Below are 15,840 nucleotides of genomic sequence, written 5' to 3'. Positions count from 1 at the left end.
ATTATTTTATTCCATCATTTTTTCTATAGGTAATACTAAGATAGAACTTGCTCCTAATAATTTTAGTTGCTCCATCGTTTCCCAAAAAATAGTTTCACTACTTACCATATGAAGAACAACTTTATTTTTATTACCAAATAACTCTAAAATAGTTGGTTGTTCTGCTACTTGCAATAAATCAGTGACCGCACTTAATTTATTTTTTGAAATATGTAACATAATATATTTAGATTCTCGTGCTTTAATGACACCTTGAATACGATTTAATAATTTTTTAATAAATATTCTTTTTTCTGGAACCAAATGTTTCATTTTACGAGAAATCAAACATGCGCAAGAATTATAAATAGTTTTTACTTCTCTTAAACCATTAGCATTTAAAGTAGCTCCTGTAGAAACTAAATCACATATCGCATCCGCTAATCCCGAACTATATGCAACCTCCACCGAACCATTCAAAACAAACGGTTTAAAAGAAATATTTTTTTTATCAAAATATCGTTTCAATAAATTAGGATATGATGTAGCAATACGGGAATCTTTTAAACATAAGATCCCTGAATAATGCATATCTAAAGGAACCGATAAAGATAGTCGACAAATCCCAAAATCAAGATTTTGTAAAATAGTATATGAAACAGATTCTTCAGCTAACGATCGAGTTAAACATTTTTCTTCTAAAACGTTAGAACCAATAATACCTAATTCTACTACTCCATCCATAATTAAACCAGGAATGTCGTCATCTCTTACTAACATAACATCAATAGGCATATTCTCAGCAAATGCGATTAAACTAGATGTTTGTAAATTAATTTTTATACCACAACTTTTTAATAACTTCTGTGAATCATAACTTAACCGGCCTGATTTTTGTATAGCTAAACGTACACGATTTTTATTCAATTTTATCGTCCTATTTATCAGTATTCTTAAACATCCCTAAAGATAACAATGTCTTTAACTTTGCAACATATAAATGACATATTATATATCATATTTGATTAATATATATAATTATTTAAACAATTAATTTTTAATTATACCAGCATAACACTGTAATATAAACACTATATTATATAGTTTAAACAACTTAAACATTCTATGTTTAAGTTATAACCTTATAACTTATCATTAATATAATTAATATATCATTAATAATCATGAAAATAAATAATTATCTATTTTTTAATAACTAAACTAATAAATTTATTAATATAATAATATATATTCTAAAAAATAAAAAAATATTTTTAAATATTTTAAATAAAAAAAATTAATAATAAAAATATAATTAAATTTTAATAATAAAAATTATTAATTCATTTTCTTAAAACATAACAGTAATCATACTACTCTCATAAAAAGACGGTATTTATTGCAAATCATCATTTTTTATAACAACTAAGATAGCTGCATCATATCCAAATATTTTCGGAGCCTGATGAAATGCTAATATATCAGGATGTTTTGATAACCAAAACGGAATATATTTTTTTAATATTTTTTTGCCATGTCCATGTAAAATACTAGCACAAAAAAATTTTTCTTGATGACAAATTGTAATTAATTTTCCTAACTCTTTTCGTGCTTGATATAAATTCATTCCATGTAAATCTAAAATAATTTCTGGTATATATTCACCTCTTTTTAATTTTTTCAGATTGAAATTATAATTCAAATTACGAACAAAACAAATAGGATTATCATGTAAAGAATATTTATGTTCATTCGTTAGACTTTTAAAGTAATAACTATGCGCTTCTTGTGTATAAATATCTTTATTATGTACAGTATGTTGATTATTATTATTAACATCTAGATGATAAATTTTATCTTGTATAATTCGTTTTACTCCTTTCATATAATGTAAAAAAGTTTCTTTTTTATTTAAATTAATTGAATTATTTTTTTTCATAAATAAATTTTCCATAATAATTAATTGCCATAATAAAATTTTATAAATGTATAACACTTAAAAGAATATTAACTATTTTTTATAGTGTTAAAACAAATTACACAAAAAAATATAAGTATATATACTTATATATATAGACCAATATAGTCAATAATATATTTATTTTAAATAAATAAAACATTATAATAATATAAAATGGTTTTAGATTTAAATGTATATTTAATTATTTTAAAATTGAGGTTAAAATGTCTGGAAATACTATAGGAAAGTTATTTAAAGTAACAACATGCGGGGAATCACATGGACCTATGTTAGCTGGAATTATTGATGGAGTACCACCTGGATTTCCTTTAAAAACTAGTGATATACAGTATGAATTAAATAGAAGACGACCGGGTTTTTCTTCATTTACCTCTCCTAGAAGAGAATCTGATGTTATTGAAATTTTTTCTGGTGTATTTAAAGGAATGACAACAGGAACTAGTATAGGAATAAACATCAAAAATACAGATACACGTTCACAAGACTATTCTAGTATCAAAAATATATATCGCCCCAATCATGCTGATTTTACATACGACAAAAAATATGGAATTCGAGATTATAGAGGTGGTGGCAGAGCTTCAGCTAGAGAAACAGCTATACGCGTGGCAGCAGGAGCCATTGCAAAACAGTATTTAAAAATAAAATTTAATATTATTATTCGAGGATATTTATCACAATTAGGACCTATTAAATGTCCTTTTAAATCATGGAAAGAAGTAGAAAATAATCCATTTTTTTGTAGTAATTCCGAAAAAATCAAACCATTAAGTCAGTATATGAAAACCTTAAAAAAATCCGGTAATTCTGTTGGAGCTAAAATTACTATCATTGCAAAAAATGTTCCTATTGGATTAGGAGAACCCGTATTTGATAGGCTCAACGCAGATATTGCGCACGCGATTATGAGCATCAATGCAGCTAAATCTATTGAAATTGGAGACGGCATCAAAGTTGTTGAGCAAACAGGTGATATTCATCGAGATGAAATTTTACCAAACGGATTTGCCAGTAATCATTCAGGTGGAATTTTAGGAGGTATTAGTAATGGAGAAAAAATAATTGTTCAGGCAGCTTTTAAGCCAACATCGAGTATTAGAATACCCGGCAAAACAATTGATAAATTCGGAAAAGAAACTTATATAATAACAAAAGGTCGACATGATCCTTGTGTTGGTATAAGAGCTGTACCAATTGCAGAAGCTATGTTAGCAATAACATTAATGGATCATGTTTTACGATTTCGAGCTCAATGCGGATAATAATCGTATATTACTAATAATACATTGATAGTAAATTATTGACTTAGTATAATTAAGTTATACTTTTATCAATTAAAATTGATATAATCATATAATAATTAAAATATACAAAAATTCAATACATTAAAAATAATCTATATTAGAATTCTATAACTATTCATGAATATAAATAAAATCTATTATCAATAATAAAAAATTTATGATAAATATATCAAATTCCTTTTATTTTTAAAAAATTTTATTTTTAACAAACAATATTAAATATTGATATAAATAAAATAATTGTTTTTATAAATTTAAATTAAATTATTTAAAAAAATTTTAATTGCATTTAAAAAAAAATATATTCTTGTATTCACAAGGAATCAAAAAAATGTTTAAAGGAAGCATGGTTGCTCTTATTACACCAATGGATAACAAAGGAAATATTTGCAAAAAAAGCTTAAAAAAAATAATAAATTATCATATTGATAACAAAACAAATGCAATAATTTCTGTAGGAACAACTGGAGAGTCAGCAACGTTAACCCGAAAAGAACATACAAATGTCATTATGCATACTCTAGAATTTGCAGATGAAAAAATACCTATAATAGCCGGAACAGGATCTAACGCTACTTCTGAAAGTATTCTTTTAACTAAAAAACTTGAAAAATCTGGAGTTTCAGGTTGTTTAAGTGTTACTCCTTATTATAATAGACCTACACAACAAGGATTATATCTTCATTTTAAAGCCATTTCCGAAAATACTTGCTTACCACAAATATTATATAATGTTCCTAATAGGACAGGATGTAATTTATTACCAGAAACAATTGCTAAACTATCTCATTATAAAAATATAATTGGATTAAAAGATGCTTCAGGAGATTTATCTAGAATTAATCAAATTAAAAAATTAGTAAAAAATGATTTTCTTTTAATTAGTGGCGATGATACAACAGCATTAGATTTTATCCAACTAGGAGGAATAGGCGTTATTTCAGTAACAGCAAACATTGCCGCAAATTATATGACAAAAATGTGTACACTAGCATTACAAGGAGATTTTATAAAAGCTAGAAAAATAAATCAAAAATTAAATCTTCTACATCATCTTTTATTCAAAGAAACAAATCCTATACCCATAAAATGGGCTACTAAATATGTCGGATTAATAGAATCAGATTCATTAAGATTACCTATGACGCCGTTATTAAAAAAAAATCAAAATATATTAAAAAAAGTTATTAATTCAATTAATTTATAGTATATTCTATCCATAGTATTATACAATAGAATAATTCTATAAACATAACTGTTCTTATAGTTATGTACCATAACATATACATATATAAAAAATATTTATCAAAATCTATTTCATTTAGAAACACTCAATATACTTATTACGCAATGATAAAATAAATCTTTATCATTGCATAGAAAATATATATATAATTATATTAATTAATAATTAATCAAAATAATATTAACTTTAAACATAGCGCCTCATTTAAAAAAAAATTACAACAATAGTGTATCTAATACACTATTATAAATATTTTGTAATGTAAATAAATCTGAAACACTAACGCATTCATTGATTTGATGAATAGTAGAATTTAATAAACCACATTCTACTATTTCATTTGCGATATCCGTCATAAATCGTCCGTCAGAAGTACCACCGTTTGTTTTTAAAATAGTAGTTACATTAGTTTGTCGATATATACTATCTGCAACAACATTGTAAAACCTATCCGGCGAACAAAAAAATGGTCTAGCATGACAAATCCAGCGAATAGAATATTTTATAAAATATTTTTTAAGTAACATATCAATTGTATTAATAATTTTTTTTTCGCTTGATAAATAACTAAATCTTACATTTAAAGAAATATTTAATTCTCCTGGAATCATATTAGTTACGTATTTTTTTCCCGAAGACGTTTTTAAAATTTGTAATGTAGTTGGTTTAAAAAAATCATTACCATCATCAAATGATATAGTAGATAGTTCTGTTAAAAACGGTATAGAAATATGAATAGGATTTACAGCTAATTCCGGATATGCTGTATGACCTTGTTTACCATATATCGTTAAATCAATTGATAAAGAACCTCGACGACCATTTTTAATACAATCACCTAAAACTTTTTCGCTAGTCGGTTCGCCAATTAGACAATAATCAATTATTTCTTTACGATTTTTTAATAATGAAATTACTCTTTTAGTTCCATTTTTACCTGTTGATTCTTCATCTGAAGTAATTAAAAATGATATACGACCATTATGATTAGGATTTTTTTGAACGAATTTTTCTACCGCTACTGTCATAGCAGCTATTGAACCTTTCATATCTACCGCACCCCTGCCAAATAAAAACCCATGTTCTACAGTAGATGTAAATGGCGGATGATTCCAATCAAGTATATTTCCAGCTGGTACTACATCAGTATGTCCTAAAAAAGTAATTGTTTTTCCTGATCCTCGCCATGCCCAAAAATTACTAGTGTCATTAAAATTCATTCTTTCAATAAAAAATCCATAAGATTGTAATCTTTGTATTAAAATTTCTTGACAACCAAAATCGTTTGGACTAATTGATGGTATATTAATTAATTTTCGTGCTAAATTTAATACTGTTGTATGCATACCATACCCTAATATTATCTTACATAATTCCTAATTATTATATTAAAAACCGTTTTTTAATGAAAAAATAACATACTAAAAAACATAAAACTGAAAAAATTAGATCAGTTAACTAAAAAATATTTTTTTAATTCGAGAAACAATCTTATTTACCGTAAAACCAAATATTTTGAATAAATTTTTTCCAGGACCAGATTCTCCAAACGTATCAATACCAATCTTAATACCATTAAGACCTACATATTTATACCAATAATCACTAATACCAGCTTCTATAGAGATTCGATGTATAATTTTTGTAGGAAGAACAGATTCACGATATATTATATCTTGATTATCAAAACAATCCGTAGAAACCATAGAAACTACCCGGGTATGATACCCTAATGTATATAATTTTTTAGCAACTTTAATTGCTAACGGTACTTCTGATCCAGTTGCAATAATAATTATAGTAATAACTGTTCCATATTCTCTTAAAATATATCCGCCTTTAAAAATATTTTTTACTTGATCATCAGTCCTTGAAAATTGTGTTATATTTTGACGAGACAATATTAAAGATGTAGGTCCTTTTTTTCTTTTTAAACCATAAAACCAAGACACTGCGGTTTCAACGGAATCACAAGGTCTCCAAACACTTAAATTAGGTATATATCTTAATGTAGAGATATGTTCAATTGGTTGATGAGTAGGACCGTCTTCTCCTAAACCAATAGAATCATGTGTATAAATGAAAATTTGTTGTGTTTTCATTAATGCCGCCATTCGTACAGCATTACGTGCGTAATCAACAAAAACTAAAAAAGTAGCAGTATACGGAATAAATCCTCCATGATGATATATTCCATTTGCTATAGCTGTCATTCCAAATTCTCTTACTCCGTAATGAATATAATTACCTAAATTCTCTTTATTAATAGATTTAGATCCGGACCAAATAGTTAAATTACTAGGAGCCAAGTCAGCAGAACCGCCTATTAATTCCGGTAAATAAGATCCAAATTTTTCTAAAAAATTTTGTGATGCTTCGCGTGTAGAAACATCTTTTAATGAACTATTTAATTGTAATAAAAATTCTTGCAATTTATCATCTAACTGACTAGGTAATTGTCGTTTAAATCGACGTATATATTCCGAATATAACTTTGGATATTTAATAGAATATTCTTTAAGTAAATTTTTCCATGATAATTCTACTAATTGTCCTGAATGACTAGCATTCCATGCAGAATATATATGAGGAGGAATAAAAAATGGAGGATGAATCCAATTTAACTGTTTACGAGTTAAAGCTACTTCTACTTCACCTAAAGGTGCTCCGTGCGCACTAGATTTACCAGATTTATTAGGAGAACCGAATCCAATAACTGTATTACATACTATTAATGATGGTTGAATTATGTTGCCTTTAGCTATTTTTATAGCATTAATAATCTCTTCTGAATTATGACCGTTTATTTCTATTACGTGCCAATTATATGCTAAAAACCGTTTTTTTGTATCATCAGTAAACCAACCAGATATTTCGCCGTCAATCGAAATACCATTTTTATCATAAAAAACAATTAATTTACCTAATTGCCATGTACCCGCTAATGAACATGCCTCATGAGAAATACCTTCCATTAAACATCCATCACCAGCAAATACCCACGTATAGTGATCAATAATATTAAAATTATTTCTATTAAAATATTGTGATAATAATTTTTCAGCAATAGCCATACCTACGCTAGAAGCTAGTCCTTGACCTAAAGGACCAGTAGTAATCTCTACTCCTGGAGTACAACCAACTTCAGGATGACCAGGAGTATTAGAAAAACATTGCCGAAAATTTTTTAAATCTTCTATAGATATATTGTATCCAGATAGATGCAACAAACTATATAATAACATAGAAGCATGACCGTTTGATATAATAAATCGATCTCTATTTTGCCATAACGGATTATTAGGATTATGTTTTAAAAAATCACGCCATAAAACTTCAGCAATATCAGCCATACCCATAGGAGCACCTGGATGACCAGATTGCGCTCGTTGAACCGCATCAATACTTAACATTCGCGCTGCATTAGATAACTCACGTCGAAATAACATGTATGTTCCTTTCAGAAAGTAATTCTCATAAAAATATTATAAATATATTATTTTAATATAGTTTTTAAAAACTATATTAAGTTTAATAAAAATTTTTCTAGTTCCATTTGATCATAACTAAATTGTCGAATACCTTCGGATAACTTTTCAACAGCCATAGCGTCTTGATTATGTAAAAATCTAAATTCAGATTCTGTTAACGGAACCGGTTGAGTTGCTACAGTATCAATTTTAGAAGCATCTAATTTTTTCGTAAAACTCAATGTTTGTATTTTTAGTTGTTCTAATAAATCAGGAGATATAGTAATACGATCACATCCAGCTAATTCTAAAATTTGTTCTATTCGTCTAAAACTGGCACTCATAATAATAGTTTTATACATATATTTTTTATAATATACAAAAATTTTTTTTACAGCTAAAATTCCAGGGTCAGATAAAGAACAATACGAAGAATTTAAACTAAATTTTTGATACCAATCATAAATTCGACCCACGAATGGAGAAATTAAAAAAACATTAGCGTCCGCACATGCACGAGCCTGAGCGAAAGAAAATAGTAATGTTAAATTACAAAAAATGCCTAATTTTTTTAGTTGATGAGCTGCTTGAATGCACTCCCATGTAGCCGCTAACTTTATAAGAACTCGAGAAGTGTCAACCCCTCGATTACGATATAAATTAATTAATTGAATTGATTTTTGTATACATTTATCAGTATTAAAAGATAATCGCGCATCAACCTCCGTAGAAATATATCCTGGAATATATTTTAAAATTTCTGTACCAAATCCTACAGAGACCATATCGCTAGCATTTTGCACTTTATCAGATACTGAACCGCCTATTTTTTGCGCATATTGAATTGCGTTATTAACGATAAAATCATATTTTTTAGATAAAACACTTTTTAAAATTAATGTTGGATTAGTGGTAGCATCTTGTGGTTTATATTTTTGAATACATTCTATATCTCCACTATCTACTACTACAGTAGTATATTTTCTTAATTGTTCTAGTTGATTCATATATAAAACCTTATAATATAAGAAATTCAAAAATAAAATTAAACTAATACTGTATCAATATAAACAACACATGAAATGTGTATATTATTATTATCAAAATCAATCTAATCATACCACTACATATAATGTTACACCTATTATTAAATAATAAAACTATTAAATATATATTTATTAAAATATATAACAATTACATAAATCTTCCAATAAAAATTTAAATAATTGTTTATTTAATAATATTTTTTAGTACTAAACTAACATTTGTTCCTCCAAAACCGAAACTATTAGAAATAGCGAAATTTATTATTGTATCTATAGGTTTTGTAACAATATTCATATTATATGCTATAGGATCTAAATCTTCTATATTAATACTGGGAGCAATAAAATTATATTTAATCATTAACATAGTATAAATTATTTCCTGAACCCCAGCTGCTCCTAACGAATGACCTGTAATGGATTTAGTAGACGATATATATGGCATACTAAAACCATTAAAAACTTTTTTTATAGCATTTAATTCTTTAATGTCGCCAATTTTAGTAGAAGTGCCATGAGCATTAATATAATTAATAGAATTCTTGATACCTTTAATCGCATTATTCATACAACGCACACAACCATCGCTTGTTGGACGTACAACATCATAACCATTACAAGCAGTTCCGTAACCAACTATTTCAGCATATATCTTGGCATTTCGAGATACAGCATACTTTAATTCTTCTAGAACAATAACACCACTACCTCCGGAAATAACAAATCCATCACGATTTTTATCAAACGCTCGAGAAGAAAGTTCAGGAGTTTCATTAAATCGTACAGATAAAGTCCTCATAACATCAAATTGATGTGCTAATTCTACACTTAATTCTTCTCCGCCGCCTGCAAAAATAATGTCTTGTTTTCCTAAAGAAATCAGTTCGTATGCGTTTCCAATACAATGTGCAGAAGTAGAACAAGCAGAGCTAATAGAATAATTTATACCATAAATTTTAAAAAAAGCCCCTAAACAAGCTGAAATAGAAGAAGGCATATTTTTAATAACTGTATATGGACTAATTTTGTTATTATTATTTTTTTTATTCATTAATAAAGTTGTATACGGACTAACAGCTCCACTACCAGATCCTATAATAATACCTACTCTGGGATTTTCCATATATACATCAGGATGTAAGTTGCTATCTTTAATGGCATCTTGTAAAGATAAATAAGAATATATCGATGCAGAATTCATAAAACGCAAAAAATTTTTAGGTATTTGATTTTTTCTTTTAGAAGAAACATTTCCCCACACAGTGCTATATAAACCATATTCTTTCATTTTTTTAGAAAAGACTATTCCTGAAATACCTTTTTTTAATAATTTTACAATATTTTGTTCAGTAACACCGATACTTGAAATAATTCCAAAACCAGTAATAACTACTCTTTTCAATGATTATTATCCTTAATAAAATATTCCAATAATAGATAAAATTATTTTATGTTTACATAAAATAATTTTATCTATTCTCTAAATTTAGATTCATTAAATTACTTGTAGAATTTAATAAAGAAATAATTTTATTAATAATTAATACAAAATTATCTTTTAAAAAGTATGATATAATTTTAAAAAAAAATATATAGTTAGCATATATAAAAATATATAATACTTTATTGATGAAAAAATACTAATTTCGTATTAATTAACTAAAAACTATAATTATCGATATAAGGAATAATTAATTCTTATGTATAAAAAAAAAATAATATTGGTTTATTATATATCGTTCCGACACCCATAGGAAATTTACTTGATATAACATATCGCTCTATTAATATTCTTAAAAAAGTAGATTTTATTATAACTGAAAATATTAAATACACATCAATTTTATTAAATCAATTTTCTATTAAAAATAAGTTATTATCTTTAAATATCGTTAATGAAAGAAAAAAAACTAATCAATATATCGATATATTAAAAAGTGGAAATAATATGGCGATTGTATCTAAAGCAGGTACGCCCACGATCAACGACCCAGGATATATATTAATTAAATATGCATATCATAATAATATTCGTGTTGTACCGTTACCCGGAGCTTGTGCTGCCATTACAGCGATTTGCGCTTCAGGATTAAAAACTAATAGATTTTGTTATGAAGGATTTTTACCAAATAAAAAAAAAAAATGTGAAACAAAAATATCTTCGTTACGCAAAGAAACACGAACGATAATTTTATACGAGTCTCCAAAACGATTAGAATATACATTAAAATTAATAAAAAAAATTATGGGCGTTCAACGGAAAATTACAATTGCTAAAGAAATAACTAAAAAATGGGAAAATATACAACGAGGCACAGTTGAACAGCTATTACTAACTATTAATGATAATATTTATTGCAAAAAAGGAGAAATAACTATTATTATTAGCGGAGCTAAAAAAAAAAATAAAAATATAATACCTTCACGAGTATTTAGAATATTTAAAATATTAAAAAAAAATACTAGTAATACTACAGCTATAAAAATTACAGCAAAAATATGTAGATTTAATAAAAATATTCTTTATAATGAAATAATTAAAAAAAATATTTTATGAAGTTGATTGAACAGTCACTGTAAAAAATAATTATACACAGAGGAAAGTCCGGGCTCCACAGGGTATGGTGCCAGGTAACACCTGGGAAGAGTGATCTTACGACTAGTACAACAGAAAATAAACTACCTATTATAATATATGTAAGTATACATTACCTGCTATTTTAAATAGGAAAAGGTGAAACGGTGCGGTAAAAGCGCACCGCAAAATTGGTAACAATTTTGGCACGGTAAACTTCCACCTGGAGCAAGGTCAAGTAGGAGAGTGTGGCCCGCACGTTACTCCGGGTAGACTGCTATTATGAATTAATAAGTAATTATTAATCTAGATAAATGACTGTTTTAAACAGAACCCGGCTTATAAGTCAACTTCATAATATATAAAAAAAACAACTACTTATTAAAATCTAGAAATGTGTATTCTGTCTATTGATAACAATGAATATTGAATTTTATTTTTTTTTATTTATATCATCAGATATATAAAACAATATTCTTCCAAATACTTAATAAGTTACCCGAAATTGTAACTTCATGAATTGAATATTGTACTCGACTTCTTTCTATCCAAAAACCATATTCGCAACAAGAATATTCGCCGGTAATGACGTCAAAACCATCACCTATCAATTCAGTGACTAAAAATCCTCAAGACATAAAAGATAAAATTTGATTAAAAGATTTTATAAATTTACTATCCGTAGATACTATCCAATTATACGTTGCTCCAACATACCTAGTATTATACATATTTAAACGACAAGTTGAATACATATCTAATAACCACATCTTCAAAATACCTTGATTTATAATTTTTCTAGTAACAATTTCTACACTTTCATTATCAAATAAACTGGATGATAAAACCTTTACATAAAAACAGATTTTCTAAAATATTTAGCTAATTTGGCAAAATATTTTTATTTAAAGAATTTAATAAAAATGTTGATTCATTGTATACAGAATCTCCATTTATCGCGTATATTAAACAAGAAAAATAATTCATATGAAATATCAGAACTTAATATAATAGGAGAAATTTGTACGGATATTTTTCTTGAATTTAATTTAGTAATACTTTTTCTAGCACTACTTTATCCAATAAATATTGGATCTTCTAAATTATTAAAATCTCTTGTAACAGTATAAATAAAATCTCTTTCTATAGAATGGTGATGACACGAAGCTACAACACTGCTAGATAAATAATTATCTATTAATAGTTGATTTCCTGCCCAATTTAAACTATTTCCTATCACCTTAATATCAATAAAAATGTTCAAAAATAGCACCATCTGTATTAACAATTCGAGGATCAAAATTTAAAGCAGTAGAATCTATAGTATTGACTAAATCATTAATCTCATTTAAACTTAAACGATTGAGAGAAAAATAAATTAATTTTTTTATTATAGCAATATAACTGATCTATACTGAAAAAATAATAAATTGATTAATAGTTGTATATTGAGATAAATAAATTGATCTATCAACAGATTAACGCATACCCAAAATAGATATATCATTCAATGAAATAACATATCAACAATAATTATTATATATCGTCATCATACTAGTAACATAATTAAAATAACTCAATATTATCTATAACTCCGTATCGATTTGATGCACTTAAAAAATATATTTTATTTATTTTAATAATATCAGTATATTTTTTTTGATTCATATAAAATATTATTTGTTGTATATTATATATTAAGATTTTTAAATCTTCTTCTACATGTAAAATGTAGCATTTCTAGATACCTAAAGTCGATACAAATTTAAACAAATATAATATACTATATTATACTAATTTTCATTAATGTAATACATATATAAATATGTAGATTTACATTATTAATGGATAACATCTATAATAAATACAAATATTGTATATAAATTTTTATACAAATCATTTACTACGACAACTATTTATAAAAAACAAAAAAAATGAAAAATTTTATTCAAGTACCCGCAGGAAAAAATATTCCTGATGATATATACGGAATTATAGAAATTCCTGCATTTTCCAGTCCTATAAAATATGAAATACACAAATCCTTTCAAGAATTATATGTAGATAGATTTATACCTACTACTATGTTTTATCCCTGTAACTACGGATTTATAAATCATACTCTATCTTTAGATGGAGATCCATTAGATATTTTAATACCAACTCCACATCCTCTACAATCTAAATCTATCATTCGATGCCGTCCTATTGGTTTATTAGATATGCAAGATGAATCAGGAAAAGATGAAAAGATAATAGCTGTACCGCATACAAAAATTACACAAGAATATACCCAAATTTATGATATTCATCAATTATCTGAATTATTAAAAAAACAAATTATTTATTTTTTTGAACATTATAAAAAATTAGAAAAAAATAAATCCGTCATCATAAATGGATGGAAAGATGTTCAATGTGCAAAATTAGAAATAATAAATGCTATTCATAGATATCAAGAAAAATAAATCTATAAATATATTTATTATAATAAATTTCAATATATGTTGAGAATTTCAAATTTATAAAATCATCACGTATAATTCAGGAAATAATAATTATGCCTAAAATATGTCAAATTACTAAAAAAAAATTAATGTTAGGACAAAACCGTTCACATGCTATGAATGCTACTAAAAGAAAATTTTCTTTAAATATACAATATCATTCATTTTGGTTGCCCGACAAAAATAAAAAAATAAAACTACGCATATCTGCTAAAGGATTAAGAATGATTAACAAATTTGGAATTGAACAAATATATAAAAAATACATTATTTAAATAAGAGGAAATATGGCAAAAACGAGTCGTATTAAAATAAAACTTATGTCATCTAGCGGCAGCAACCATTATTATACTACTACAAAAAATAAAAGGAACCAAACTAATAAATTAAAGCTCAAAAAATATGATCCAAAAATTAGAAAACATGTAGTATATGAAGAAAAAAAAATTAAATAGTTTTTATATATAAAAATATATACGTAATATAAATTACGTAATTACCGGAGATCTACCATAAGATCTCCAATAAATGAAATTTGTAAATATTTGATATTAAAAATAATATAAGTTGTAATGATATATTATTGTTATTAAAAAATAAAAAAAATAATATATATGAATGGTTAATGTTATTTATGCCACAATAATTTAAATCCATATATTTTCAAGTAATGAAATAAATAATCAAATAAAATTTTACTAATTCCGTAAAACTTAAAAATAAAATATTTTAATAAAATCATCCCTACAATAAAAATAATAACTGAAAAAGAAGAAAATAAAGATGTACTAGGTACTATACGATTTAATACCATACATGCTATAAATAAAATCAAAAAAAAAAACAAAATTGGTAAAACACAATATACTCCATTTAAAAAAATAAGACTAGAAAAATGAATAATAGACCAAATAATGTTTCGATCTATCGATGTATTATATAATGGAAATACCTGAAAACTCTTAATTAAAAAAATAATTAATTTTAAATGACCATTATATACGAAAAATGAAAATAAAAAAAAAATATTTAATAAATTTGAAAGAACTAAAGAATATACATGAAAACCTAAATCAAAAAAAACTGAAAATGATAAACCAATCTGTGAACTAATAATTTCCCCTATAAAAATTATACAAGAAAATAAACATTGAAACAATAATCCTATTGCCATTCCTATTAAAATTTGATTACATAAAATCATCAAAAATTCTATGTCATAATGATTAATATTGTAATCAGAAACAAAAGGCGCTAATAAATGACTTGTTACATATATAAAGAAAAATTTTATAGATGCATTATCACTAATATAGCTAAATATTTTGGAATACATTAAAATTGAATAAATACGTGACATTATTAGTAGAATTTTACTATCCATACCAAATATATGTTTATAAAACAAATGATTTATCATGATGATGAACTAATAATTGATATTATATGAAAAATATTGTTTATATATTCTAAAGTAATTTGTAGCATCCAAGGTCCAAAAACAATACAAGATAACACTACCGATATTATTTTAGGTATAAATGATAATGTTTGCTCAGTTATTTGTGTTGATGCTTGAAATATACTCATTAATAAACCACTAAATAATATTGACAATAAACAAGGAGCAGATAGCAATAATGCAAATTGAATAGAATCTTGAAATAATATCATTAAAAATTCTTGATTCATAATAATATCCATTATAATTAATAATTTTAAAACAATTAAT

General features: G+C 25.4%; 15 protein-coding genes, 1 other RNA gene and 1 pseudogene. 7 read left to right on the top strand and 10 right to left on the bottom strand.

From position 1 onward, the window contains the following. Positions 1-6: 6 nt before the first annotated feature. A complete protein-coding gene (gene hisG, locus APCICUMA2628_RS00350) occupies positions 7-906 on the bottom strand; it encodes an ATP phosphoribosyltransferase (protein WP_154027111.1) in 900 nt (299 codons plus the stop codon). Positions 907-1,375: 469 nt separating this feature from the next. Further along, positions 1,376-1,918, bottom strand: coding sequence for an endonuclease SmrB (gene smrB / locus APCICUMA2628_RS00345; RefSeq protein WP_154027108.1), 543 nt, complete (start codon positions 1,916-1,918; stop codon positions 1,376-1,378). 245 nt (positions 1,919-2,163) lie between these two features. Here smrB and aroC point away from each other — a divergent pair, with 245 nt between their 5' ends. Together aroC and dapA are read left to right on the top strand one after the other, a co-directional pair. Next, on the top strand, positions 2,164-3,222 hold the full coding sequence (aroC, locus tag APCICUMA2628_RS00340; RefSeq protein WP_154027105.1) for a chorismate synthase: 1,059 nt from the start codon (positions 2,164-2,166) through the stop codon (positions 3,220-3,222). Positions 3,223-3,595: 373 nt separating this feature from the next. After that, positions 3,596-4,471 carry a 4-hydroxy-tetrahydrodipicolinate synthase gene (gene dapA, locus APCICUMA2628_RS00335; RefSeq protein WP_154027102.1) on the top strand — a complete coding sequence of 292 codons (876 nt, stop codon included), beginning with the start codon at positions 3,596-3,598 and terminating at the stop codon, positions 4,469-4,471. Positions 4,472-4,725: 254 nt separating this feature from the next. On the opposite strand, the gene dapE is transcribed toward dapA, so the two are convergent. From dapE to APCICUMA2628_RS00315, 4 genes are all read right to left on the bottom strand, one after another. Then, on the bottom strand, positions 4,726-5,856 hold the full coding sequence (dapE, locus tag APCICUMA2628_RS00330; RefSeq protein ID WP_154027099.1) for a succinyl-diaminopimelate desuccinylase: 1,131 nt from the start codon (positions 5,854-5,856) through the stop codon (positions 4,726-4,728). 108 nt (positions 5,857-5,964) lie between these two features. Continuing rightward, on the bottom strand, positions 5,965-7,959 hold the full coding sequence (tkt, locus tag APCICUMA2628_RS00325; protein WP_154027096.1) for a transketolase: 1,995 nt from the start codon (positions 7,957-7,959) through the stop codon (positions 5,965-5,967). A gap of 71 nt (positions 7,960-8,030) precedes the next feature. Beyond that, positions 8,031-8,987 carry a transaldolase gene (gene tal, locus APCICUMA2628_RS00320; RefSeq protein WP_154027093.1) on the bottom strand — a complete coding sequence of 319 codons (957 nt, stop codon included), beginning with the start codon at positions 8,985-8,987 and terminating at the stop codon, positions 8,031-8,033. A gap of 223 nt (positions 8,988-9,210) precedes the next feature. Beyond that, positions 9,211-10,428 (bottom strand): beta-ketoacyl synthase N-terminal-like domain-containing protein, encoded by a 1,218-nt coding sequence (locus APCICUMA2628_RS00315; protein WP_154027090.1) that lies wholly within the window; start codon positions 10,426-10,428, stop codon positions 9,211-9,213. A gap of 318 nt (positions 10,429-10,746) precedes the next feature. On the opposite strand from APCICUMA2628_RS00315, the gene rsmI reads away from it, so the two are divergent. Then, complete coding sequence (gene rsmI, locus APCICUMA2628_RS00310) at positions 10,747-11,583, top strand: 16S rRNA (cytidine(1402)-2'-O)-methyltransferase (RefSeq protein ID WP_154027087.1); 837 nt, start codon at positions 10,747-10,749, stop codon at positions 11,581-11,583. Next, positions 11,582-11,959: RNase P RNA component class A (gene rnpB, locus APCICUMA2628_RS00305), an RNA gene on the top strand. Before rsmI ends, rnpB begins: the two co-directional genes overlap by 2 nt. Before the next feature lie 97 nt (positions 11,960-12,056). Here the strand turns inward: rnpB and APCICUMA2628_RS02085 are convergent. Together APCICUMA2628_RS02085 and APCICUMA2628_RS00290 are read right to left on the bottom strand one after the other, a co-directional pair. Beyond that, positions 12,057-12,467 (bottom strand): annotated as a pseudogene (locus APCICUMA2628_RS02085) (metallopeptidase TldD-related protein). 209 nt (positions 12,468-12,676) lie between these two features. Then, positions 12,677-12,865: a hypothetical protein gene (locus APCICUMA2628_RS00290; protein ID WP_154027084.1), complete on the bottom strand. Its 189-nt coding sequence runs from the start codon at positions 12,863-12,865 to the stop codon at positions 12,677-12,679. 670 nt (positions 12,866-13,535) lie between these two features. Between APCICUMA2628_RS00290 and ppa the strand changes: the two genes are divergently transcribed. The 3 genes from ppa to rpmG all read left to right on the top strand — a co-directional run bounded on the left by ppa (position 13,536) and on the right by rpmG (position 14,563). Then, positions 13,536-14,069, top strand: coding sequence for an inorganic diphosphatase (gene ppa, locus APCICUMA2628_RS00285; RefSeq protein WP_154027081.1), 534 nt, complete (start codon positions 13,536-13,538; stop codon positions 14,067-14,069). 92 nt (positions 14,070-14,161) lie between these two features. Continuing rightward, complete coding sequence (gene rpmB / locus APCICUMA2628_RS00280) at positions 14,162-14,383, top strand: 50S ribosomal protein L28 (RefSeq protein ID WP_154027078.1); 222 nt, start codon at positions 14,162-14,164, stop codon at positions 14,381-14,383. A gap of 12 nt (positions 14,384-14,395) precedes the next feature. Beyond that, complete coding sequence (gene rpmG, locus APCICUMA2628_RS00275; RefSeq protein ID WP_154027076.1) at positions 14,396-14,563, top strand: 50S ribosomal protein L33; 168 nt, start codon at positions 14,396-14,398, stop codon at positions 14,561-14,563. Between the two features lie 173 nt (positions 14,564-14,736). On the opposite strand, the gene APCICUMA2628_RS00270 is transcribed toward rpmG, so the two are convergent. Continuing rightward, positions 14,737-15,528 (bottom strand): flagellar biosynthetic protein FliR, encoded by a 792-nt coding sequence (locus APCICUMA2628_RS00270; protein ID WP_154027073.1) that lies wholly within the window; start codon positions 15,526-15,528, stop codon positions 14,737-14,739. After that, positions 15,525-15,800, bottom strand: a complete 276-nt coding sequence (locus APCICUMA2628_RS00265; RefSeq protein ID WP_154027070.1) for a flagellar biosynthetic protein FliQ — start codon at positions 15,798-15,800, stop codon at positions 15,525-15,527. Before APCICUMA2628_RS00265 ends, APCICUMA2628_RS00270 begins: the two co-directional genes overlap by 4 nt. Positions 15,801-15,840: the final 40 nt, after the last annotated feature.

Source organism: Buchnera aphidicola (Cinara cuneomaculata), assembly GCF_900698865.1.
GTDB classification, from domain to species: Bacteria; Pseudomonadota; Gammaproteobacteria; order Enterobacterales; family Enterobacteriaceae; genus Buchnera_F; species Buchnera_F aphidicola_AA.
The sequence above is the reverse complement of the archived record's forward strand: the minus strand, read 5'-3'. Positions and strand labels throughout refer to the sequence as shown.